This window comes from Rhodococcus sp. 05-340-2 (assembly GCF_002258915.1).
In the GTDB taxonomy this organism is placed as follows: Bacteria; Actinomycetota; Actinomycetes; order Mycobacteriales; family Mycobacteriaceae; genus Rhodococcoides.
In genome coordinates this window covers 486002-507788 of the sequence record NZ_NOYU01000006.1, presented here as the reverse complement: position 1 = coordinate 507788, position 21787 = coordinate 486002, and the positions used below count along the sequence as shown (strand labels likewise).

At 65.3% G+C, this 21787-nt stretch carries 23 protein-coding genes and 1 pseudogene; 2 read left to right on the top strand and 22 right to left on the bottom strand.

The annotated features are described in order from the left end of the window. Positions 1-4: 4 nt before the first annotated feature. The 3 genes from CH271_RS03945 to CH271_RS03935 all read right to left on the bottom strand — a co-directional run bounded on the left by CH271_RS03945 (position 5) and on the right by CH271_RS03935 (position 2712). Positions 5-1417, bottom strand: coding sequence for a glutamyl-tRNA reductase (locus CH271_RS03945; protein ID WP_094632701.1), 1413 nt, complete (start codon positions 1415-1417; stop codon positions 5-7). Continuing rightward, positions 1414-2274, bottom strand: coding sequence for a redox-sensing transcriptional repressor Rex (locus CH271_RS03940; RefSeq protein WP_094632700.1), 861 nt, complete (start codon positions 2272-2274; stop codon positions 1414-1416). The genes CH271_RS03945 and CH271_RS03940 overlap by 4 nt, the downstream gene beginning before the upstream one ends. 156 nt (positions 2275-2430) lie before the next feature. Next, a complete protein-coding gene (locus CH271_RS03935; RefSeq protein ID WP_037186951.1) occupies positions 2431-2712 on the bottom strand; it encodes a glutaredoxin family protein in 282 nt (93 codons plus the stop codon). A 193-nt stretch (positions 2713-2905) separates the two neighbouring features. Here CH271_RS03935 and CH271_RS03930 point away from each other — a divergent pair, with 193 nt between their 5' ends. Next, on the top strand, positions 2906-3841 hold the full coding sequence (locus CH271_RS03930; protein WP_052047400.1) for an HAD family hydrolase: 936 nt from the start codon (positions 2906-2908) through the stop codon (positions 3839-3841). 19 nt (positions 3842-3860) lie between these two features. On the opposite strand, the gene CH271_RS03925 is transcribed toward CH271_RS03930, so the two are convergent. From CH271_RS03925 to CH271_RS03880, 10 genes and pseudogenes are all read right to left on the bottom strand, one after another. Then, complete coding sequence (locus CH271_RS03925; protein ID WP_094632777.1) at positions 3861-4349, bottom strand: GNAT family N-acetyltransferase; 489 nt, start codon at positions 4347-4349, stop codon at positions 3861-3863. Between the two features lie 22 nt (positions 4350-4371). After that, positions 4372-5421, bottom strand: a complete 1050-nt coding sequence (locus CH271_RS03920; protein WP_037186946.1) for a lysophospholipid acyltransferase family protein — start codon at positions 5419-5421, stop codon at positions 4372-4374. Beyond that, positions 5418-6527 carry an NAD-dependent epimerase/dehydratase family protein gene (locus CH271_RS03915; protein WP_230596131.1) on the bottom strand — a complete coding sequence of 370 codons (1110 nt, stop codon included), beginning with the start codon at positions 6525-6527 and terminating at the stop codon, positions 5418-5420. The genes CH271_RS03920 and CH271_RS03915 overlap by 4 nt, the downstream gene beginning before the upstream one ends. Before the next feature lie 144 nt (positions 6528-6671). Beyond that, positions 6672-6773 carry a 30S ribosomal protein bS22 gene (locus CH271_RS03910; protein ID WP_003402602.1) on the bottom strand — a complete coding sequence of 34 codons (102 nt, stop codon included), beginning with the start codon at positions 6771-6773 and terminating at the stop codon, positions 6672-6674. 218 nt (positions 6774-6991) lie between these two features. Continuing rightward, the gene (locus tag CH271_RS03905) at positions 6992-7228 is read right to left on the bottom strand and encodes a helix-turn-helix domain-containing protein (protein ID WP_008713658.1); all 237 of its coding nucleotides are present in this window, start codon (positions 7226-7228) and stop codon (positions 6992-6994) included. Positions 7229-7355: 127 nt separating this feature from the next. Beyond that, positions 7356-8171 (bottom strand): pyrroline-5-carboxylate reductase, encoded by an 816-nt coding sequence (gene proC, locus CH271_RS03900; protein WP_037186940.1) that lies wholly within the window; start codon positions 8169-8171, stop codon positions 7356-7358. A gap of 18 nt (positions 8172-8189) precedes the next feature. Continuing rightward, positions 8190-9047: a thioesterase family protein gene (locus CH271_RS03895; RefSeq protein WP_037186938.1), complete on the bottom strand. Its 858-nt coding sequence runs from the start codon at positions 9045-9047 to the stop codon at positions 8190-8192. Positions 9048-9069: 22 nt separating this feature from the next. Next, positions 9070-9912, bottom strand: a complete 843-nt coding sequence (locus CH271_RS03890; RefSeq protein WP_037186935.1) for a sugar phosphate isomerase/epimerase family protein — start codon at positions 9910-9912, stop codon at positions 9070-9072. A 12-nt stretch (positions 9913-9924) separates the two neighbouring features. Further along, complete coding sequence (locus tag CH271_RS03885; protein ID WP_094632698.1) at positions 9925-11094, bottom strand: hypothetical protein; 1170 nt, start codon at positions 11092-11094, stop codon at positions 9925-9927. Next, a pseudogene (locus tag CH271_RS03880) lies at positions 11091-11330 on the bottom strand (Ppx/GppA phosphatase family protein); the annotation flags it as partial. The gene CH271_RS03885 and the pseudogene CH271_RS03880, both read right to left, overlap by 4 nt. A 114-nt stretch (positions 11331-11444) precedes the next feature. On the opposite strand from CH271_RS03880, the gene CH271_RS03875 reads away from it, so the two are divergent. Further along, entirely contained in the window at positions 11445-12197 is a 753-nt protein-coding gene (locus CH271_RS03875; protein ID WP_170945923.1) for a hypothetical protein, read from the top strand. A 67-nt stretch (positions 12198-12264) separates the two neighbouring features. Here CH271_RS03875 and CH271_RS03870 read toward each other — a convergent pair whose 3' ends face one another. The 9 genes from CH271_RS03870 to CH271_RS03830 all read right to left on the bottom strand — a co-directional run bounded on the left by CH271_RS03870 (position 12265) and on the right by CH271_RS03830 (position 21707). Beyond that, entirely contained in the window at positions 12265-12954 is a 690-nt protein-coding gene (locus CH271_RS03870; protein WP_032393874.1) for a response regulator transcription factor, read from the bottom strand. Then, positions 12951-14123: a sensor histidine kinase gene (locus CH271_RS03865; protein WP_037186927.1), complete on the bottom strand. Its 1173-nt coding sequence runs from the start codon at positions 14121-14123 to the stop codon at positions 12951-12953. The genes CH271_RS03870 and CH271_RS03865 overlap by 4 nt, the downstream gene beginning before the upstream one ends. 137 nt (positions 14124-14260) lie before the next feature. Beyond that, positions 14261-15016 carry a phosphoglyceromutase gene (locus CH271_RS03860; protein ID WP_037186924.1) on the bottom strand — a complete coding sequence of 252 codons (756 nt, stop codon included), beginning with the start codon at positions 15014-15016 and terminating at the stop codon, positions 14261-14263. After that, entirely contained in the window at positions 15013-16155 is a 1143-nt protein-coding gene (locus CH271_RS03855) for a low temperature requirement protein A (protein WP_094632775.1), read from the bottom strand. The genes CH271_RS03860 and CH271_RS03855 overlap by 4 nt, the downstream gene beginning before the upstream one ends. A 228-nt stretch (positions 16156-16383) precedes the next feature. After that, positions 16384-16752: a hypothetical protein gene (locus CH271_RS03850; RefSeq protein WP_256986201.1), complete on the bottom strand. Its 369-nt coding sequence runs from the start codon at positions 16750-16752 to the stop codon at positions 16384-16386. A 47-nt stretch (positions 16753-16799) separates the two neighbouring features. After that, positions 16800-17366, bottom strand: coding sequence for a DUF3558 domain-containing protein (locus CH271_RS03845; protein WP_143546001.1), 567 nt, complete (start codon positions 17364-17366; stop codon positions 16800-16802). Positions 17367-17503: 137 nt separating this feature from the next. Further along, a complete protein-coding gene (locus CH271_RS03840; RefSeq protein WP_230596130.1) occupies positions 17504-18694 on the bottom strand; it encodes a lipase family protein in 1191 nt (396 codons plus the stop codon). A 56-nt stretch (positions 18695-18750) separates the two neighbouring features. Further along, positions 18751-20502, bottom strand: coding sequence for a CocE/NonD family hydrolase (locus tag CH271_RS03835; RefSeq protein ID WP_094632695.1), 1752 nt, complete (start codon positions 20500-20502; stop codon positions 18751-18753). Next, a complete protein-coding gene (locus CH271_RS03830) occupies positions 20499-21707 on the bottom strand; it encodes a lipase family protein (RefSeq protein WP_037188651.1) in 1209 nt (402 codons plus the stop codon). Before CH271_RS03830 ends, CH271_RS03835 begins: the two co-directional genes overlap by 4 nt. Positions 21708-21787: the final 80 nt, after the last annotated feature.

Sequence of the window (21787 nt, the reverse complement as noted above, 5' to 3'; positions counted from 1 at the left end):
CCGGTCATTCGGCACGCTCCTGACCGGTGGTGCCGCCGGGGAAAGAGTCCGAGCGTAGGTCGGTGCGGCTGGCGGTGAAATCGTCCACCAGCTCCAGCGAGCCGATCTCCATCGGCGTGGCAACGGCGTCGACCGAGCCGGGGCTCAGCTCGAACAACTCGCGCAGCGCAGCGGCGTAGGAATCCCCGCCCGGCGTGCTGGCGAGCTGCTTGACCCGCACGGTGGGCGAATGCAGCAGCTTGTCCACGACGCGGCGCACGGTGCGCGCCACCTCGTCGCGCTGCGGCGAGTCGAGACCGGGCAGCCGCGATTCGAGCCGCAGCAGCTCACCTTCGACCACCTCGGCAGCGCGCTGGCGCAATGCCGTGACGGTGGGGGTGACCTCGGCAAGTCGTTGTCCGGCAAGGTAACCCGAGAGTTCACTGGAGACGATCTCGCGGGCGGCCGACGCGTCGTTCGCCGCGGCACCGGCGGCGGGATCGCGCTGCAGGGACTCCATGTCGAAGACGGTGATGCCCGGCAGACCCGACACCGCGGCGTCGACGTCGCGCGGCAGACCGAGGTCGCAGATGACCAACGGTCGATCCGAGCCGCGGCGGGCGAGCGCGAGGTGAGCGTCGGCGATGGAGACGACGGCCCCCACCGCTCCGGTACAGGTGACGAGGACGTCGGCCTCGGCGACTGCGTCGGCCAGGCTCTCCAGGGCGACCGAGGTTGCCGCGATGCCGTTGGAGACGGCGTTCTCGGCCAGGTGGTCGGCACGCTCGCGAGTGCGGTTGACGACGGTCAGCTCGCCGATGCCTGCGCGGCCGAGGTGGGCGACGGCGAGGCCGCCCATCGCTCCGGCTCCGAGGACGACGGCCTTGCGGCCGGCGAGGGAACCGTCGAACAGATCGGCGGCGCGGTCGAGGGCGACCGAGACCACCGAGGCTCCGGCGGCGTCGATTCCGGTTTCGCTGTGTACCCGCTTGCCCACGCGCAGGGCCTGCTGAGCCAGTTCGTGCATCACTCGGCCCGATGCCTGCTGCCCGTCGGAGGCGGCGTAGGCCGATCGGATCTGGCCGAGGATCTGCTGCTCGCCGATGACCATCGAGTCGAGGCCACTGGCCACGGCGAAGAGATGCTCGACGGCAGCCTCGCTGTAGCGGACGTAGGCGTGCTTGGTCAGGTCCGCGATCTCGAGCCCGGAGTGCTCACCGAGAACTTCGCCGACGGCGGTCAGCGCGCCGTGGAAGGCGTCGACGACGGCGTAGATCTCCACGCGGTTGCAGGTGGACACCACCATGACCTCGGAAATGCTTCCGCTGGCCATCAGCTTGTCGGTCAGTTTCGGGCGGTCGGTGTCCGTGATGGCGACACGCTCGAGGACTGCGACGGGAGCGCTACGGTGCGAAATCCCGACGAGAAGGACACTCACGGTGCAATCACCGATCCGTTTCTTGTCGAACTGTTGACTGGGCTTGGATTGCCGGCGATACGCGGGCCGTGACTGCGGCCGAGGCGTGCCGTGGACGTGAGCGGTGACGATGCGAGCGGTGACGACGTGAGAGGCGGCGGCGAGACCGGCTGCGGTCGGGGCGCGGTGACGATGGCCGGAGCGGCGATATCGGCAGGCACGGAGACGTTGCGAGAGCTGTTGAAGGAGAGCACCTGCATCTCCACCGCCAGGTCCACGCGGCGCACCTCGACGTGTTCGGGGACGTCGAGAACCATCGGCGAGAAACTCAGAATGCACTCGACGCCGCCCGAGACGAGCTTCTCGGCGACGCTGTGCACGGCCTCGTCGGGGGTGGCGATGACGCCGATGGTGGCTTCGAGTTCGCGGCAGGCGACCGCGAGTTCGTCGACGTGCCGGACGGTGAGGCCGTCGATGTCGGTGCCCACCCGCGCGGAGTCGCTGTCGAAGAGCCCGACCATCGTGAAGCCGCGTCGAGCGAATCCGCCGTAGCCGGCCAGCGCCTGCCCGAGGTTGCCGACTCCGGCCAACACGACGCGGTGGCCGCGATCGAGTCCGAGTGCACTGTCGATCTTGGCGCGCAGGCGGGCCACGTCGTAGCCGACTCCGCGAACGCCGTTGGGGCCGAGAAAAGAAAGATCCTTGCGCAGTTTCGCCGATCCGACGCCTGCCGCGGTGGCCAGTTCTTCACTGGAGACGATGAGAACGCCCTCGTCTGCGAGGATCGAGAGGACCCGCAGGTACGTCGCCAGACGGGTGACCGTAGCCTGAGGAATGACCCGCTCTACGCCGCTGGGCGACGGGCGCTCTTCGGTCACGTCTGGGGCTCCTCGTCCGAACGGCGTCGATGCCGGTCTTCACGCTGATCCTGCGTTCGTGTCTATTTCACGGACGCTGTTCACACCACGGTAACTGCTTGTGAACGAATGAACAAAGTTGCGCACACCGGCCCTCACCTGCACACGCGAGAGCAATCACACGTTCTTAGGGTGCCCTGCACGGGCGAGATCGGCCCGCAACCGCGGCACGTCTACCTCCCAGTAACTGTGTTCGATGCCGTCGAGCAGCACCACGGGCACTCGATCCCCGTACTCCGCACGCAGGTCAGGCGATTCCGCTGCCGCCTCGTCGACGTCGACGACGGTGACTGCCACGTCGAATTCACGGCACACCTCGCTCAACACCTCGAACGCGTGAGTGCAGGAATGGCAGCCTGCGCGGGTGAGAAGAGCCACGCCGGTGGGTGTCGTCTGCATCCGTCCACTGTGACACGACGGCAACGGAGACGAAGGTCACAGTCCCGGGTCCGGACGAGGGCGTCGAGTGCTGCCCTTCGCCTGCGTCCGGGCGACCCCGACTAGGCTTGCGGCGAGCGACTCGACTGGGAGGAGGACGGAAGTGAGTGACGGGGGACCAGACCTGCCGATCGAGGACACGCCAGATATCGACATGGTCGATACGAACGATCCGAGCCAGGACAAGCAGTTCAAGCGCCGCATCCGCAGAATCCGCAATCCGTTCGGTCCGACCGACGCCGAGGTTCGCGCCAACGTTGCAGGCCAGGCCAGTGCCGATGCCGCCCTGGCGTTGCAGATCGAGTCCGAGGGTGCCGTTCCGCGGGATCTGACTGCTGCGGCCTTCTTCGACGTGGACAACACGATGGTGCAGGGCGCGTCGATCATTCACTTCGCTCGCGGGTTGGCCGCACGCAAATACTTCACCAGCGGTGATCTGGCCCAATTCGCTTGGCAGCAGGTCAAATTCAGGGTCAGCGGGAAAGAGAACAGCGAGGACGTGGCCAGCGGACGGGAGAAAGCGCTCTCGTTCATCACCGGACGTCCCACCTCGGAGCTGACCAGGCTCGGCGAAGAGATCTACGACGAGATGATCGCCGACAAGATCTGGGCCGGTACCCGGGCTCTCGCCCAGATGCACCTCGACGCCGGTCAGCAGGTCTGGCTGGTGACGGCCACTCCCCTCGAACTCGCCCAGATCATCGCCAAGCGCCTGGGCCTGACCGGGGCCCTCGGAACGGTCGCCGAGAGCAAGGACGGGGTGTTCACCGGCCGCCTCGTCGGCGACATCCTGCACGGCATCGGCAAGGCGCACGCGGTGCGCTCGCTCGCGGTGCGTGAAGGTCTCAATCTCAAGCGCTGCACCGCATATTCGGACAGCCACAACGACGTGCCGATGCTCTCGCTGGTCGGTACCGCCGTGGCGATCAACCCCGATACCGATCTGCGTGAGCTGGCCAAGAACCGGGGCTGGGAGATCCGCGACTACCGCACCGGACGCAAGGCCGCCAAGATCGGCGTGCCCACGGCGTTGGCCCTGGGCGCGGTGGGCGGCGGGCTGGCTGCGGTGATCGGCCGTCGCAAGGCCTGATCCGTCCGGGTGACGGCGATCAGAGCGTGAGCTGCATCAGCGTCAGGTCGAGCCACCGACCGAACTTGACGCCCACCTGCGGCATCTGTCCGACGGTGACGAATCCGAACTTCTCGTGCAGAGCGATCGACGTGGTGTTCTCGGACTCGATGAACCCCACCAACACGTGTATGTCGTGTGCTTTCGCTCGCTCGATCAGCTCGCTCAGGAGCGCACTGGCCAGCCCGCGACGGTAGAAATCTCGGTGGATGTACACCGAGTGTTCCACCGAGTGCCGGTAGCCGCTCTTGACCCGCCACTGCCCGTACGACGCGTATCCGGCCACCCGTCCGTCGACCTCGGCCGTCAGGACGGGGTACCCGGCGGCGATCCGTCCTTCGAACCAGGCCGTGCGGTCGGCGAGATCGACCTGTTCTTCGTCCCAGATGGCGGTGGTGTTGGCGACCGCATCGTTGTGGATGTCGAGAATCTCGGGTAGATCGGCAGCGGAAGTCTCGCGAATATGCACTGCCACACGATAACCCGAGCGTCTAACCCAAGAAGACGTTGCGCCTCTTGGCCAGCAGTCGATACAACGTGTGCTGAATGGTTTCGCGTACATGGTCGGTCAACTCGAACAGCACCATCGGATCCTCGAAGGCGGTGGAGTCGTATCCATCGGTGGGGATCGGCTTGCCGAACTCGATGTACCACTTGGACGGCATCGGGATCAGACCCAGCGGGCCCAGGTGCGGGAAGAACGGCGTGACCGGAAAGTAGGGCATGCCCATCAACCGAGCCAGTGGTGCGATGTCGCCGATCTTGGGGTAGATCTCTTCCGAGCCGACGATCGAGCACGGAATGATCGGCACACCCGTCCGCAGAGCGGCCGAGACGAATCCACCGCGACCGAATCGCTGCAACTTGTAGCGCTCGCTGAACGGTTTGCCGATGCCCTTGAACCCCTCGGGGAACACGGCGGCGACCTCGCCGGTACGCAGCAGACGCTCGGCGTCGGGGTTGCACGCGAGCGTGTGCCCGGCCTTGCGCGCGATCGTACCGACGCCGGGCATCTCGAATGCCATGTCGGCGGCCAACATTCGCAGAGGCCGGTGCGCCGGGTGGTGATCGCGCACGGCGACCGACGCCATCAGCGCATCGACGGGGATGACACCAGCATGGTTGGCGACGACGAGCGCACCGCCGTCGGACGGGATGTTCTCGATGCCCTTGACCTCGACGCGGAACCACTTGTCGAACAGCGGCCGCAGCAACGGGAGCCAGACCGCGTCGGCGAAGTGCGGGTCGTAGCCGAACTCGTCGACGCTGTAGTCACCGGCCAGACGCCTGCGTACGAACTCGGCGACCGAGGAGATCTGGTCGACGATCGTGGACTTGGTGTCGTCGATCATCGACAGCAACGGAGTCGGGATCGACGGCGTCACAGCCGACGCGTCGGCGGGAGCCGGGTCGAGCAACGGCGTCGGCTCTCGAGGATCGGCGTAGGCGGAGGGGTGCCGTTCACGCGAGCCCGCAGCCGCGCGGGCCGAGCGGCCGGACGTGCCGCCGTGCAATGGAATCACTTTGGCCACGTCGCTCACCTGTCCCCTCCCGAACTGCGCAGCGCTGCCAGGGCACGCGCCGTGGACGCGCCCGTTTCGACGGCCGAGACCAGTCGATCTTCGACGCTGTCCACCCATTCGGTTCTGATGACCGGCCGCAGCGCTGCGCCTCGGACGAAGTCGTCGAACGCCTGAACCGTGGTCCACCGCGGCTCGAAGCCGAGGACGGACCGCATCCGGGTGGTGTCGAGTCCACAGCCGAAATGGAAGTAGTCGAGCTGCTCGGTGGTGAACTCGCGCATCATGCCGCCCATCAGGGCGCGGCCGACGCTCTTGAACAGCGGAAACGGTACCGGCACCTGAACGCGGCCTGCTCGGCGAATCGCCTGGGAGAGCATGATCGTGCCGTCGGCTCCGATGTTGAACGTGCCTGCCGACCCGCCGAGAGTCGCGCGCTCGAGCGCAGCCAGGGCGTCTTCCTCGTGCAACAACTGCATGCGCGCGTCGCGACCGACGATGCTGGGGATGAGCGGCGAGGTCATGTAGCGCGAGATGGTGCCGTTCAGTCGTGGACCGATCAGCGGTGCCATGCGCAGGATCGACACCGCGATGTCCGGTCGTCGACGCCCGAGACCGCGCACGTATCCCTCGATGTCGATCGAGTCCCGCGCGTACCCACCGCTCGGGGGGCGTCGGGCGCTCATCTCCTCGGTGAATTTCACCGGGTCCTTCGCGCTGCAGCCGTACACCGAGGACGACGAACGCAGTACGACCCGCTCGACGGTCGGTGACTTCTGGCAGACCGCGAGCAGCTGCATCGCGCCGATGACGTTGAGGTCCTTCATCGTCGCGCGTCCACCGGATTTCGGGGGCTTGGCGACGGTGGCTGCGTGCACGACGGTGTCGACGCCGGCATTGCGAATCACTTTGCCGATCAGCGGATTACGGATGTCGGCGCGGACGAATTCCGCGCGCCCCATGCGGCGCAGCAGATCCTTGCTCGGAGAGACCGCATCGACGGCGATGACACGCTCGATGTTCGGATTCTGGGCCAGCCTGGTGACGAGGTAGCCGCCGAGGAACCGGCTCGCTCCGGTCACGAGGACCACTCGGGGCGCAGCCGATCCACGATCGCTCGGACTCACTGCGCACCCCCAACGTCGGTTCCGCTGCAAAGCCTACTGGATCATCAGGGGTCGGCGTGGGTGAGAAGCAAAGCCCGTTCTTCGAACGGAAGAAGCCCGCCACCGATGGTGACGGGCTTCCTCGTGAAGCAGATGACGGCAGGCTTACTTGCCGAGTTTCCTGCGCTGCACGCGGGTACGACGAAGCAGCTTGCGGTGCTTCTTCTTCGACATGCGCTTGCGACGCTTCTTGATCACTGAACCCATGCGGGTGTCCTCACGTTCTTCTCTAGCGTTTTCGCGCACGCCGTTTGCGTACGCCTACCTGACAACCAAGCCCAAGGGCCTCGAGCCAAAAGCCTTGGTCACCGAGCTGGCGCTGGGGCCACGTACTCGCCCACGGCTGCACACCGGCTGGCTGGCACGACGAGCGCCAATCCTACCGGTGTGAACCAGGACTTACGAAACCGGCCCCACGTGCACTACTAGCCTGCGTCGAAGTACGAGGTCTCGAGATAGTCGTGGACCGCCTTGGCGTGCACACGAAAAGATCGACCCACTCGTACAGCGGGCAATTCTCCGCCGTGCACCAGCCGGTACACGGTCATTTTCGAAACCCTCATCAGCGTCGCCACTTCGGCGACCGTGAGGAACTGCGTTCCGGCCAGAGCCGGTTGACCGTCCGGGGACGAACCCTTGGACGGCTTGTTTATAGACGCCATCAATCCACATACCTCCGGCACGTCTCATGCGGCAGGCTTCCCCTCCTGCCGAACAGACACGCACGTGCTGCCCCCGAGCCTATAGGGACAGATGGGGTTACTGCGACGGGTGTGGGGAAAAGATTTTTTATTCTGCTGTGATGCCCATCTCAATGGATCGGGCATTTGCGGCACCGAGGGCATCGAAAAACGCTGCTCGGAGGCCTTTTCGCTCCAGTTCACGGACCGCTGCGGCGGTGGTTCCGCCCGGAGAAGTCACCGCATATCGGAGCTCGCTCGCGCTCTCGTCGGAGCGATCGAGCATCGCCCCCGACCCCACCATCGTCTGAACCACGAGCGCCGACGCCACGTCGCGGGTCAATCCAAGGCCCACTCCCGCGTCGATCATGGCCTCCGCCACCAGGAAGAAATAGGCCGGACCGGAGCCGGACACGGCCGTCACGGCGTCGAGCTGATTCTCCTTGACCACGACCACCTTGCCGACGGCCGAGAGGATCGAGCGCACGAGTTCGAGGTGCTCGGCGCGGGCGTACTTGCCCGGTGCCAACACGCTGACGCCCTCCCCCACGAGCATCGGGGTGTTGGGCATGACCCGAACCACCGGGAAGCCGGCGGGCAGCTTGGGCTCGAACTTGGCGGTGGGGACGCCTGCGGCCAGGGAGACGATGAGCTGTTCGCGATCGCCGTCGAGCTCGATCTTCGTGATCTCGGTCAGTGCCGTCTCGACGTCGGCCGGCTTGACCGCCAGCACGATCACGTCGGCACCCTCCGATGCGTCGCCGACGGAGGTGGTCAGCACACCGAATTCCTCGGCGATCTCCTTGGCGCGGGCCTCGGACTTCTCGGCGACCACCAGATCGCGCACTGCGTGGCCGGACTCGAGGAGTCCCGCGATCAACGCCTCGCCGATCCGTCCGCCGCCGATCACTGCAATTCTCGTCATGCGAACAAGCCTGCCATGTCAGTTCGAGCGCGGCACCATCGCCAACTGTCTGCTCTGCACCACGACGGCACCGGTGGAATCGAGCACAACGTGGTCCTCCTCGAACCAGGTGCTGCCGATGACGGTGCTGGTCGCCGCCACGCGCAGCCAGCCCGGTGCCGGACGGCGGCGCAGGTAGGTCGTCAGCTGCACGGTCGGAGCCCAACCGAACATTCCGCGGTTCATGGTCACCGGAGCCGAGATGTCTCCGGTCATCAGTGCGAACAACACCGCCGTGTCGACGTCGGCCTCGTCGCCCGCGAAGGGTCGCACCCACAATCGAATCTCCGCCTCGCCCTGCTTACCGGTCAGGAACGACGCCGAGGACTCGTCGATACGCATCTCGCAGCCCTTGGCCACGTGCACGATGGACGCCATCGGATGATCGCCCGCAACCGCGAGGGTCTCCGCGGGCGGCTCCACGGCCATGGACGCCAACGACGTCGGCGTCTCGTGGTGAGGGTCGTCGGAATCGGGACGACCGAGGGTCACCACCGCCCGCACGGCAACGCGTCCGGCCTGGGTGAGTTCGACGTCGACGTGCGAGACCTGGCGACCGCGCTTGCGCACCACCGTCGTCAGCGCGACCTCGCCGGGATCGGGAGCGGCCAGGTAGCTCACGCTCACCGCGAGCGGCTGGATCTCGGCCTGATCCGGGTCCGTCGCGACGATGTGCTTGCGCGCTGCGGCCGCGCAGACGGCGAGCATCACGCCGCCGTGCACCTTCGGACCGATGGTCCAGGTGGAGTCGATCGCGCCCGCGAAGGACGCGGTGTCGGCGGCGACCTCGAGCGCGGTCAGGGTGGTGGCGGCTGTGAAGGGGCTGGCAGAACTCATTCCCGACAACTTACCGGCGGCCTCAGGACAGGTGTGCGCGGGCGAACTGCAGTGCTTGTCCGAGCATCGAGGAACGCTCGGGGACCGTCCGCGCGTTCTGTGTGTTGATCTCGATCACTGCCTGACCCTCGAAGCCGCGGCGTACCAGTTCGGTGCACACCTCCACGCAGGGCTGACTACCGTGGCCGGGGATCAGGTGCTCGTCGACCGATGCGCCCCGGCCGTCGGCCAGATGCAGGTGCGCGATCCCCTCGCCCATCCGGTCGAGCATCTCGAGCGCGTCCGAGCCTGCGGTGGCCGTGTGCGAGAGGTCGAGCGTGTAGTGACCGTGGCCGACGTCCGTCGGGTCGTACGACGGCGAGAACGCCGACAGTGCTGCGCCCGGCCCACCACGTCGTTCGAGTCGCTGTGCGGATTTCTCCTTACGCCCGAAGAAGCGGTCGGCGCGCATGGGGAACATGTTCTCGACCGCGACCACCACGTGCGAGTTCGATTCGAGTTCGGCAACCTGATCGGCGAAGCCGTCGCTGTACTTGCGCTGCCACCGGAACGGTGGATGCACCACGACCGTCGCCGAGTCCAGCTTCTCGGCCGCCTCGACCGAGCGGGTGAGTTTGGCGACCGGATCCGATCCCCACACTCGCTGTGAGATCAGCAGACACGGCGCATGGATGGCCTGCACCGGAATCGAGTACTCCCGGGAGAGCGCGGCCACCGCGTCGACGTCCTGGCTGACGGATTCGGCCCACACCATCAGTTCGATGCCGTCGTACCCGAGCTCCGCCGCGTAGCGGAACGCCGCCTCGGTGTTCTGCGGGTAGACCGAGGCCGTGGACAGTCCCACCCGAATTCGCTTCGCGCCCATCGGAGTGCCGACTCAGCCGGTACTGAGCTGGAAGGCGAGCGGACCGAGCGTGACGAAGACACCGACGGCGATCGCGATGACGATCGATATCAGATCGTCGGTGCGTCGCAGAATCCTCACCACCGCGACGAGCCCGACGATGACCAGCACCGACAGCACCAGAGCGACCCACGGCAACACGTCCCACAGTTGCTCGAAGCCCTTGAACAGCAGCGCGCCGACGGCGATCGACACCACTGCCTGACCGATCAGCACCAGCCACTGCCGGACGGCACCGCCCTTGCCCTTGACCGCTGCTGCCCGGCGGTCGGTGCGCGAGGCCGCAGTCGCGCTGTCGGCCTCCGTGTCCGACGCGGTTTCGGTGTCGGGCTCGACGTCGGTCGTGGTCTTTTCTTCGTCGTCGATCTCCGGCTTCACGAGATCGACGGTCTCGGTGGCGGCGGCCGCCTGGACCTCCGTCGGCTCGTCGGTCGAGATGTCCTTGTCGGCAGACCCGGCTTCTTTGTCGTCGGCGCGTCGGATGCGCGGGGACACCGCGGTCTTGGCCACGTCGTCGACGTCGACGAGCGCTGCTCGCGGAGCGACGTCGGTGTTCGGCTCGGCCACCTCGACCTGCCGCGATGCCCGGAATCCCACAGGCTTGCGGGTCCGTCCCTGCTCGGCCGGGGTGGATCCGTACGGAAGCCGATCCGACGTCGGCGTGGAGGGCGCAGCCGGACGCTTGGCGCGTTCGGTGTCGTCGTGCGAGCGGTTGAGCAGATCCCCGGCAACCGTGGTGGAGCCCGACAGCAGCTCCGGCTCGGGCTGTTGCTTCTCGCGCTTGCCTGCCGGTTGGAACGGGGTGGGGCGAGTGGTCTGCGGCCGGGCCGGTTGCGGCCGGGAGGAGCCGGCGGCGCGTGCGTCGTCCTCGGCCACATCGCTGCTCTGCGGCGCTGCCGGGGCGACGTCGGGCGTCTCGGGCTCGGACGCGTCGGGAGCCGGGGTTTCGACCACCACGGCGCTGCGGTTGCCGGGCTCGTCCCGAACGACGGGGATCTCACCGGTCAGCTCGGCGACGGAGATGCCGCCCTTGACGCCACGGCGACGGCGACCGCCTGCGCTCAGGTTCGTCTTCTGACCGTTTCGGGCCAGCAGCTCGGCAACCGAGATCTGTCCGGTGTCCTCCGGGTTGGTGTCGCTCATCTCGAACTCCCCACCAGATCGCCGTCGGTTTCGGGGTCCAGCTTCCTCAACATCAAACCTTCCTTCAGCGCCCACGGGCATATCTCGAATGACTTCGTTGTCGATGCCCGCATGCTCGCCTCCGCTACCAGAGCCCCGGCCACCCGTTGTGGCGACCTGTCGGCGCTGACACGTTCCAATTCTGCACGGTCGGCCGTCATGATCCGCGATACGAACGCTACGAGTCGCCTCGAGCCCGCGTCTGCACCGACGTCGAGCACCCCTATTCGCACATGCCCACGGTACTGGGTCTACCGTCGACGTTTGTGACATCAGGTCGTGAGCAGCAGTCGTTCGCTGCAGAGGTCGAGATGGATTTCCCTCGAGAATGGGTCGAGTTCCCCGACCCCGACAATTCGGAACATCTCATCGCTGCGGATCTGACGTGGTTGTTGTCCAACTGGACCTGCGTGTTCGGAACTCCGGCATGCCAGGGAACCGTCGCGGGCCGACCCGACGACGGTTGCTGCTCCCACGGCGCGTTCCTGTCCGACGATGACGACAAACGCAAGCTCGACGAGTCGGTGAAGTTGCTCACTCCGCAGGATTGGCAGCTCATGGACAAGGGTCTCGGCAAGAAGGGGTACGTCGAATACGACGATCTCGACGACGAGCAGTCGCTGCGTACGCGGCGCTACAAGGGTGCCTGCATCTTCCAGAACCGTCCCGGGTTCGAGGGCGGAATCGGGTGCGCGCTGCATTCGATGGCGCTGCGCAAGGGCATCGAGCCGCTCGAGGTCAAGCCCGACGTGTGCTGGCAGCTGCCGATCAGGCGCACCCAGGACTGGGTGACGCGGCCGGACGGCTCCGAGATTCTCAAGACCACGATCGGCGAGTACGACCGACGCGGCTGGGGCGAGGGTGGTCTCGATCTGGACTGGTACTGCTCGGGCTCGCCCGATGCGCACGTCGGATCGAAGCAGGTGTTCGAGTCCTACAAGCCGGAATTGACCGAGCTGCTCGGTAAGGCCGCCTACGAGGAATTGGCGTCGCTGTGCAAGCGCCGCCGCGGTCTGGGTCTGATCGCGGTGCATCCCGCCACCCGTGAGGCGCAGCGCCGATAACTGCCTCCGGCAGTGGTGTGGTCATGTGCCCTGGAGAGCACTCGACCGCACCACTGCGCGCAGCGCACTACCCCTCGAGCTTGTAGCCCAGTCCACGCACTGTCACCAGGTGTTCCGGCTTGGCCGGATCGGATTCGATCTTCGAGCGCAGTCGCTTGACGTGCACGTCGAGTGTCTTGGTGTCGCCCACATAGTCGGCTCCCCACACCCGGTCGATCAACTGTCCGCGGGTCAGTACGCGACCGGAGTTGCGCAGCAGGTACTCGAGCAGATCGAATTCCTTGAGCGGCAACGTGATCTGCTCGGATCCGACCATCACCACGTGGCGTTCGACGTCCATTCGCACCGGTCCGGCTTCGAGCACTCCGGTGTCGACTCCACCGTCGACCTCGGCGTCGGAGCCGCGTCGCAGAACCGCGCGGATCCGGGCGATGAGTTCGCGTGCCGAGTACGGCTTGGTGACGTAGTCGTCGGCACCGAGTTCGAGCCCGACGACCTTGTCGATCTCACTGTCGCGTGCGGTCACCATGATCACAGGAACGCCTGAACGCGAACGCAATTGCTTGCACACGTCGGTTCCGCTCATGCCCGGAAGCATGAGGTCCAGCAGCACGATGTCCGCCCCTGCGCGATCGAATTCCGCGAGTGCCGACGGTCCATCTCCGACGACCGTGGCCTCGAAACCTTCCTTGCGGAGCAGGAAGGCCAGTGGATCGGCCAACGACTCTTCGTCTTCCACGATCAGAACGTTGGTCACTGATTCTCTCTTTCTGTAACCGAAGCGTCGTCTTCTTCTTCGAAGTACGCAGGGATCTGGAGGGTGAAGGTGGATCCGGTGCCCAGCTTGCTCCACAGCGAAATGCTGCCGTTGTGGTTGGCTGCGACGTGTTTGGCGATGGCCAGGCCCAGGCCTGTGCCACCGGTTGCCCGCGACCGAGCTTTGTCGACGCGGAAGAATCTCTCGAAGACGCGTTCCTGGTCTTCCTTGGCGATGCCGATGCCGCGGTCGGTGACGGCGAACGCGACGTTGTCTCCGCGCAGGGCGCGGCTCACCGACACCGGAGCACCGTCCGAGGAGTAGGCGATGGCGTTCTGAATGAGGTTGGCCAGGGCCGTCACCAGCAGCGCTTGATCGCCGAGAACTTCGAGGCCGCTCGGGTGGTCGGTGGTGACGAAGATACCGGCGTTCTCGGCGGCGAGTTTGGATCGGTCCATCGCCTCGTTGACGACGGTGTCGACGTCGACGACCTCGAGGTCGGGGAGCTTCTCTGCACCCTGCAGTCGCGAGAGGGCGATCAGTTCGGTCACCATGTTGCCGAGCCGTTTGGATTCGGCGACGACCTTGCCGCCGAAGTGCCGGACGGACGCCGGATCATCGGCCGATTCGAGCAGCGCTTCGGCCAGCAGGCTCATCGCGCCGACGGGCGTCTTGAGTTCGTGGCTGACGTTGGCCACGAAGTCCCGACGCGTCGCCTCCATCCGGACCTGCTCGGAATCGTCGTCGGCGAAGAGCACCACGAACCGCTTGTCTTCCTTGCTGAGCAGGCGCGCGACGCAGCGGACGGCGATCTTGTCCCGGCCGGTTCTCGGGTTCTTCGAGCTGAGGTCGACTTCGACGGGGTTGCCGTCGGCGAGGACCTTGAGCGCGGCATCCCAGGCCCGGTCGTCGATCAGACGGTTACGCACGAGCCCGAGCTCCTCGGCTCGCGGATTCGACAGCACGACGTCGTGAAATTGGTCGACGACGGCGATGCCGCTCTCGGATGCGAGGACGATCAGGTCCAGTACCTGCGACATCGTGAGCCCGGACGTGGCTCGGCGGCGCTCCGAGTGTCGGGTGTTGAGGTAGGGAATCAGAACACCGCCGACGAGGTATCCCACGAAGGCCGCGGCGATAGCCAGTAGTACGGCCGATGCAACACTCACACCGGAATCGTACGTTCGATGGACAGCTCACATACGCAGGGTGCAGGCATTTCCCTGGTCGTCATAGTCCCCGTCGGCAGTGTTCTTCGATCGTTCACCTGCAGTTACGACAAAACGTCGGTTCGAGCGCCGTAGAGCTACTTACCGCCCTGGTTTGCCACGGCAGCTGCACCTGCGGCCGCTGCTTCGGGATCGAGGTAGGTGCCGCCCGGGTTGGTGGGCTTCAGCTTGCCGTCCGACTCGGTGAGGTCGTACTTCAACGGAATGCCGGTGGGGATGTTGAGTTCGGCGATGTCCGCGTCGGAGATCTCGTCGAGGTACTTCACCAGCGCACGCAGCGAGTTGCCGTGCGCGGCGACGAGGACGTTCTTGCCTGCCTTCAGATCGGCGACGATCGTCTCCTCGAAGTACGGGATCAGGCGCTCGACGACGTCGGCGAGGCATTCGGTCAGCGGAACGCTGTCCAGGTCGGCGTAGCGCGGATCGGCGTCCTGGCTGTGCTCGCTGCCGACCTCGATGGGCGGCGGGGGGGTGTCGTAGCTACGACGCCACAGCATGAACTGCTCGTTGCCGTACTTGTCCTTGGTCTCGGCCTTGTTCAATCCCTGCAGCGCGCCGTAGTGCCGTTCGTTCAGACGCCAGTCGCGGACGACGGGGATCCAGTGCCGGTCGGCAGCGTCGAGCGCGAGGTTGGCGGTGCTGATCGCGCGACGCAGCAGCGAGGTGTACAGCAGGTCGGGCAGGATGCCCGCCTCGGCGAGGAGTTGGCCGGCGCGCTTGCCCTCGGCCTCGCCCTTCTCGGTCAGTCGCACGTCCACCCAACCGGTGAACTGGTTGGACGCGTTCCATTCGCTCTCGCCGTGACGAAGCAGAATCAGTGTTCCGATACTCATGTGGTCAGTTTCTCATGCTCCGCGTCTCTTGGCCCGCGTGCGACCAGGACTCCGACGACGACGATCATGACGACTGCGGTGAGGGTGATCGGGATGGGAATGATCGGGTCGAACAACACGAGTAGGGCGCCCAGCGGAACCGCGATGTTGACGATGCGGTCCGCGTGGGCGCGAATAGCGATCAGCCAGACACCGAGGACGAATATCGCAATCGGCACCGTGACGGTGAACGACGCGGCGACGTCGCCGAGCTTGCTGTGCTCGGTCAATACGTCGATCTCGACCTCGATGCCGGCCGAGAACGCACCCGCTGCCGCGAAGATGAAGTAGTGCGCGTAGCCGTAGACCACCGAGTTGCCGAACTGGCCGATCGCCCGGTGATGCGGGGGCCAGAAGTAGATCCACCACAGGCTCGCGGTGACGACAAGGGTGAGGACGGAGATCGAGATCAACGGTGCCAGGGCGGTCTCGTCGTGTATCGCTTCGATGATCGCGTTGGCCGACGCGAGTAGGGATTCGCCGAGCAGAATCAGCGTGAACAGTCCGTAGCGTTCGGTGATGTGGTGGGGATGCCAGGGTGTGGTGCCGTTGCGTTCGGCGATCAGCGGCACCGACATCTCGACGCCTGCGAGTACGACGAACACGATGACGGCTGGGGTGCCGTCGAGCAGCAGGGCCCAAAGAATCCACAGAATCTGAACTCCCGCAATGCCTGTCGCGTAGGTCAGCGCGGTCTGCCGATGTTCGGGATTTCTCGATGCCCGCAGCCATTGAGTCACCATCGCCACGCGCATCACCACGTAACCGATCACCACGATGGTGAAATTCTCGTCGACGACGGACGGTTCGATCCCGGCGGCCAAGGTCAGGACGCCGGCCATCTGTACGACGGTCAGCACGCGATACAGCCAGTCGTCGGTATCGAAGGACGTGGCGAACCACGTGAAGTTCATCCACGCCCACCAGATCGCGAAGAACACGAGCGCGTAGCCGAGCAGGCCGTCGGCGATGTGGTTCTCGGTGAGGTCGTGATGGAGTTGAACCGCCGCGATGCTGACGGCCACCACGAACACCAGGTCGAAGAACAATTCGAGGGGGCTCGCGGAGCGATGCGGTTCCTTCGGATCGCGCGGTCGCATCGGCACCAGACGGGCAGCGGAGAGATTCACGATCGCAGACTAAGTCATCGGATTCGCGAATGTTGTCTCGATTGTGTTGCAGGGGTTGGCGTTACGGACAATTCGGACAGTGTTCGACGGTATGGCGCAAGGATCTACGGGACCTCACACCCTTTTTGCCGACCGAGCGCCTGGGTTCACGTCATAGCGGGGGTGTGAGGTCGAGAAATGGGGTGTGAGGTTGCGAGCTCACTCCCCCAAGCCCGCCCCGATACCTCCGATCCGAGCGCCCACACCCCGATCGAGCTCTTCGGTCTCGACGAAATAGCGTCGAAACACCGACCGCATCAATTGAACGACCTCGATGTGTTGCCTGATCACGACGGCCGCCGACCCCTCTTCCCCATCGGCAAGTCGCTTGAACTTGCGACCCAGCTGTTGGGCTGAAGGAAGGGTGCCGAATGCGTCGACATCGACGAGAAACTCCGTCCTTTGCAACATGCCATTCAGGTGTCTGAGGTATTCGGCACACGCCTGGTCGCACTGGAACGCCACGCCCTCCGGAATCTCCAGCGCCCCCGCGGCAGCCTGCTCGGACAGGTTGCGCCACTGCTGCATCGGCGCTGCAAGACTATCGACGTTAGATCCCACCAAACCCCCGTCAGTCAATTTGCTGCCCGAGGCAGCGACGAGTGCAGAGAGCCTGCGATTCGCATGATCTCCATGCACGGGTCACCCTGCGGTTCTTCGGAACCCATTGTGTCGAGGACGAAGTACACCAATCCGTAGTCGACTTCGAAGGCCATGCCGCAGCTTCTTCCAGCGGGACGATCGGCACGCAAGAATTGGTATCCACCAAGGTTGTCGACCTTCGAGAACTGGCCGAAGCGGTCGTTGCTTCGCAGATTGTCCAATGAGTGGAAGCCAGAGAACACTCCCAGGAAATACCACGATCCGGGATCAGGGTCCGTCCAGATGCATGTCTTCCAATCGGTGGACAACGGCGCGTCTCCGAACAGGTTCGTGCTCTTGCTGTCCACATCCAATCCCGCTGCCTCGATGGCGTCGTTCGGGATGGTGCAGGGATCCCATAGGTCGTCCGCCACCGGCGACGCAACCACCGAGCTCGTTGCCGGCTCTGCAACCGGCGCACCCTCCGTCGCCCCGCCACATCCGGCGACCAATGCCATCACGCCGACCACTCCCGCCACCCACCACCGCGTTGCCTTCACCTCTGGTTGGACGCGGCGAACAGCGTTCCGGTTCCACAACGACCTCACACACCTACTACCGACTGCGCGCCCCCACTCACTCGATAGCAAGGGCGCGCAGTCGACAAATACGGTGTGAGCTCACTACCGAGCGGACATCAGCCGCAGTTCGACGGTGCCGGCTCACCTCGGAATCGTGCGTCCACGTAGGCGTAGGCGTCGGGCAGACCGACGAGCGATCCGCTGAAGTGCTCGGCAAGCGGATAAGCCCGAAATTGGACGGTGGCTCCGGCCGCACAGTATCGGTCGACCGTCTCCTTCACAGGCGCGAACGGGGTGATGAAGTCGTTGACCCCCTGCCACATGTACACCGGGGCCGTGGGCACGCCCGGGTAGTCCACCAAGCTGTTCTTCTTCAACACCGCCTGCGCGGAGGGCAACGACGCGATGTCCACGTTCGAGAGATCGCGCGCACTGCGAAACGCTCCTCCGACGATGATGCTGCGCCTGCACTCGTTGCTGACGCGATCCCGCAACGCCAGGCCTGCCGCATTCAGGTTCTCCGAGACGGGAAACTCGGTCGGGTATTCACGCTCGAGCCCGAGTGATGCCGCGAGTGCCATTCCGAACGCGGGGTGCGGAATCGGGCTGTAGCCCAGGTTCTTCGCGATCAATTCGAGGTCGGCCGGAATACCGCCCTGCACGGTGGCCACGATGTTCAGCTCCGGCGCATACGTCGGTGCCATGGCTCCGGCCCACGAGGTCGCCAGTGCGCCACCGGAGTAACCGAGCAACGCGACCGGGCTTTCCTTCAGCGGCAATTGCTCGAAGTTCTGCACTGCCCGAACTCCGTCGAGCGTCAACCGACCCTCGTACTCCGCTGCCCCGTAGGCACCGTTCGGGCCGAGGTAGTCCGGAACTGCGACAGCCCAGCCGCGGGCGACCATGCCGAGGTACAGGCTCGGAGCCTCACCGATCTCGTACGTGAAAAGGCCATGCGACGGAGCACATTTGACACCCAGAGCATTGATCACGGCCTGGTACGACACCAGTGGCGTTCCCGCACCTCTACCTCGGGGCATCAGCACAGTGGTCACCGCGGCAACGGGAGCACCTGCGGAGTTGGTCGATCGGTACTTGAGCTGCCAGATGTCGGTGTTGGGGTACATCCATGCGTCGGCCCGACGGCTGGCGAGGATGTCACCCGGCGCATGATCGGCTATGTCGGCCGGTGCAGCGTAGAAGACGTCCGGATCGGGGATCGTCGGCGCGGGGGCTGCCGAAGCTGTTGGCCCCGTTGCGAACAGGGACGCACACAGTGCCACGAGGGTGAAACCCAGGGCAGACATTCTTCTTTTCAAGGCGAGCCTTTCGGTGATTTCTGATCGATCGCCACGGCACTGCGTCACGGCGTTACGGGTAGGGAGAACTGATTGATCGGATCCGTCGAGGAGAAGGTGACGTCCGCCGGGCCGGGTCCACCGGCGAACGACGGATCGGACGCGGTGATGTCGACGCCGATGCGATGGCCACGGTCGAATCGATGGACGATGTTGGGCAGCGAGATCGTCACCGGGTCCGAGGATCCGGTGAGCACGGCGGGTGCGACGAGCCCGTGAATCGGACTCCGCGCACCGTTCGGTGCGACGTCGAGCACGGTGACGAAGACCGTCGCAGGCCCGGACACCGTGGGGCTGATGGACAGCTCCGGTGCGCCGACCACGTCGACGGGTTCGGCGAGCGGCGCGGTAGTCCAGGTCGCGGCAGAACCGGGTAGCGAGACCCGCGGCACGGGCAATTCGGCCGCGAGATTCGGGAGTCCGAACGTGGTGGGCATCGACGCACCTGCACCCCGAATCGTTTGCGTCCACGCACCGTTGGTCGAGTCACCCACGGAAAGCGATCCATTCGACAAGAAGAACGTGCGGCGGGCACCGACGGGAAATATCTCGGATTCGACGTAGGCCGGCGACGCGACGCCGGTGTAGGGCACCCAGTCCCTGAAGTAGGTGAATGCGGGTCTGCGGTCGACGTCTCGATCCTTGAGGAGTCGGTCGAGCCAGTTGCCCACGAGGGCCGCTTCGTGCTGAGTGAACGGGTCGGGCGCCTTGATGTCGAACTCGCCGGGAGCACCCTTCCGATCGTTGTGTCCCCAGGAGTGCCAGATCATCGACGTTTCCACCCCGCGCGAACGCAAGGTCTCGTAGGTGGCCGCTGCCTCGTCCAGACCGAACAGCGAATCCTTCTGCCCCTGAGTGAGCAGAACCGGAACGTTCACACGATGGAGATAGTCCACGGGTGAGACGTGCCGCATGGCCGCCAGAGTTTCCGGGTCCGGTTCCCGGTTCGCAGCGAACGCGAGTGCCGCGTCGCACACCCACTGGGCATAATTCGGGCAACCCTCCGCCCGCGCCGGATCGACGGCGTAACCGGACGGGCCGGCCAGTACCGCACCGGCCGTCAGGAATGCCGAGCCGAGGATGCTCTTGACCGGCCCCACCGGCCGTCGGCCGGTCGCCTCCGGTGCCAGCGAACGCGACAGATCGTTCCAGGTGATCATCGATGCAACCGTGTCCAACCGCGAATCCATCGACGCGGCGGCCAATCCTGTTGCGCCGGCATAAGAACCACCGAGGTAGCCGACACGTGGATCACCTGGTCCATCCAGCCGAACCACATCGAGCGGCGGGGCGGCCGTCGTCCGCGCAGGATCGGTGAACACACCGTCGTTGTCGCCGGCGAGATAGCCGATGAGCGACGACGCAGCGATGCCGTCGTAATCGGGATCCGCGAAATAGATCTTGCACGTCGAGCCACCGAAACCCAAGGCGGAGTATGACAGAACAACGTAGCCGTGCGTCGCGAATCTCGCCGCGGCACCCGCTTGGTCGTCCTTGGATCCGCCGAAACCGTTGCTGGTCAGGATGGCCGGAGCCCGGTTGTCCGGTCCCAGACCATCTGGGACGTAGATGTCGCCCACGACGGTGCAGTGTCGATCCCGCTCAGGTCCCACCACGACGTCGAAATATCGAGTCTGCACCGAGAAGTCGCCGAACGATTGCGGGGCCAACACCGGAAGGTCCGCGGCGTGAGCCGGCGTAGAGGCCACGACCAGAGCTGTGGTCGCGGCCACCACGGCGGGTGCGAGCCGTTTCATCGGACGCAGTTGGTCGGCGGTGCGACACCCCGAAACCTGTTGTCCAGGAATGTGAGCGCAGCAGGAAGACCCTCGAACGCCGCCTGAATGTGCTGCGGGGCATGAACGACGTCGAACTGCAGAGTCGCCCCGTTCGCGCAGTACCGTGCGGCCGTGTCGCGCAGGGCACCGATCGGGATCAGGGGGTCGTTGTCGCTTCCCCACAGCAACGTGGGTGCGGTGGGAACCCCCGCATACTTCACCAAACTGTTTTCGTCGATGATCTGCTGCGCTTCCGGGCTGTCCACCAAGGACGTAGTGGTCGAGACCGCCAGTGCACTCTTGAAGGCTCCGGCGGCAAGGATCACCGGGGTGCACGCGTTCGAGACCTGATCCCTCAACACGAGACCGGTGGGATTGAGCTGAGCCGTGATCGGTAGACGGTCGGGATACTCGCGTTCGAGTCCGAGAGCGGCGGCAAACGCGAGCCCGAATGCCTGATGCGGCGCAAAGCCCAACGCGCGAGCGATGTTGTCCAGATCGGCCGGCACCCCTCCGGCTGCGGCACCGACGATGTTCAGCTCGGGTGCATAGCTCGGAGCGAGCGCCGCGGCCCAGGCCGTCGCCATTCCGCCACCCGAATACCCGGCCATTCCGACCGGACCGGCCGACAGTCCGAGTTCGGGAACCCGCTGCGCGGCGCGAATTCCGTCGAGGGTGATTTGTCCGCCCAACCTGGCTGCACCGTAGGCACTCTGGGGTCCGAGGTGGTCCGGTACAGCGACCGACCATCCACGCACCAGCGCCAGGTTGAGAAACTCACGCTCCTGCACACCGGTCGTCGGATCGGCCCCGAACAACGATTCCGACGGTGCGCACTGCAACCCGAGCGCGTTGACGAACGGCTGATACGACAGCAGTGGCCCACCGGGTGCTCGGTTCGCAGGCGCGAGAACTGTTGTCACAGCGGCGATGGCGTCTCCTCGGGAGTCGGACGATCGATACTGGATCTGCCAGATGTCGGCCCCGGGATACAACGGACTCGAAAAACGCCTGGTGCCAACGACATCACCGTTCTCGGTTCCGGACAGATCCGGCACCGATGCGTACAGGGTGCCGGGTACCGGTGTCGGACCGGTGGGCGCAGCCGACGCGTGCGGTGCAACGACGAACGACATCGACATCAGCCCGACCACGAGTGTCGAGGTCACGAGGGTACGAAGCATGCTGTAACTCTTCTCGATTTCGATCGGCTCGAACGCTCGGTTCGGGTGAGGGGTTCTTCGATTGCACTGTTGTGCAGTGG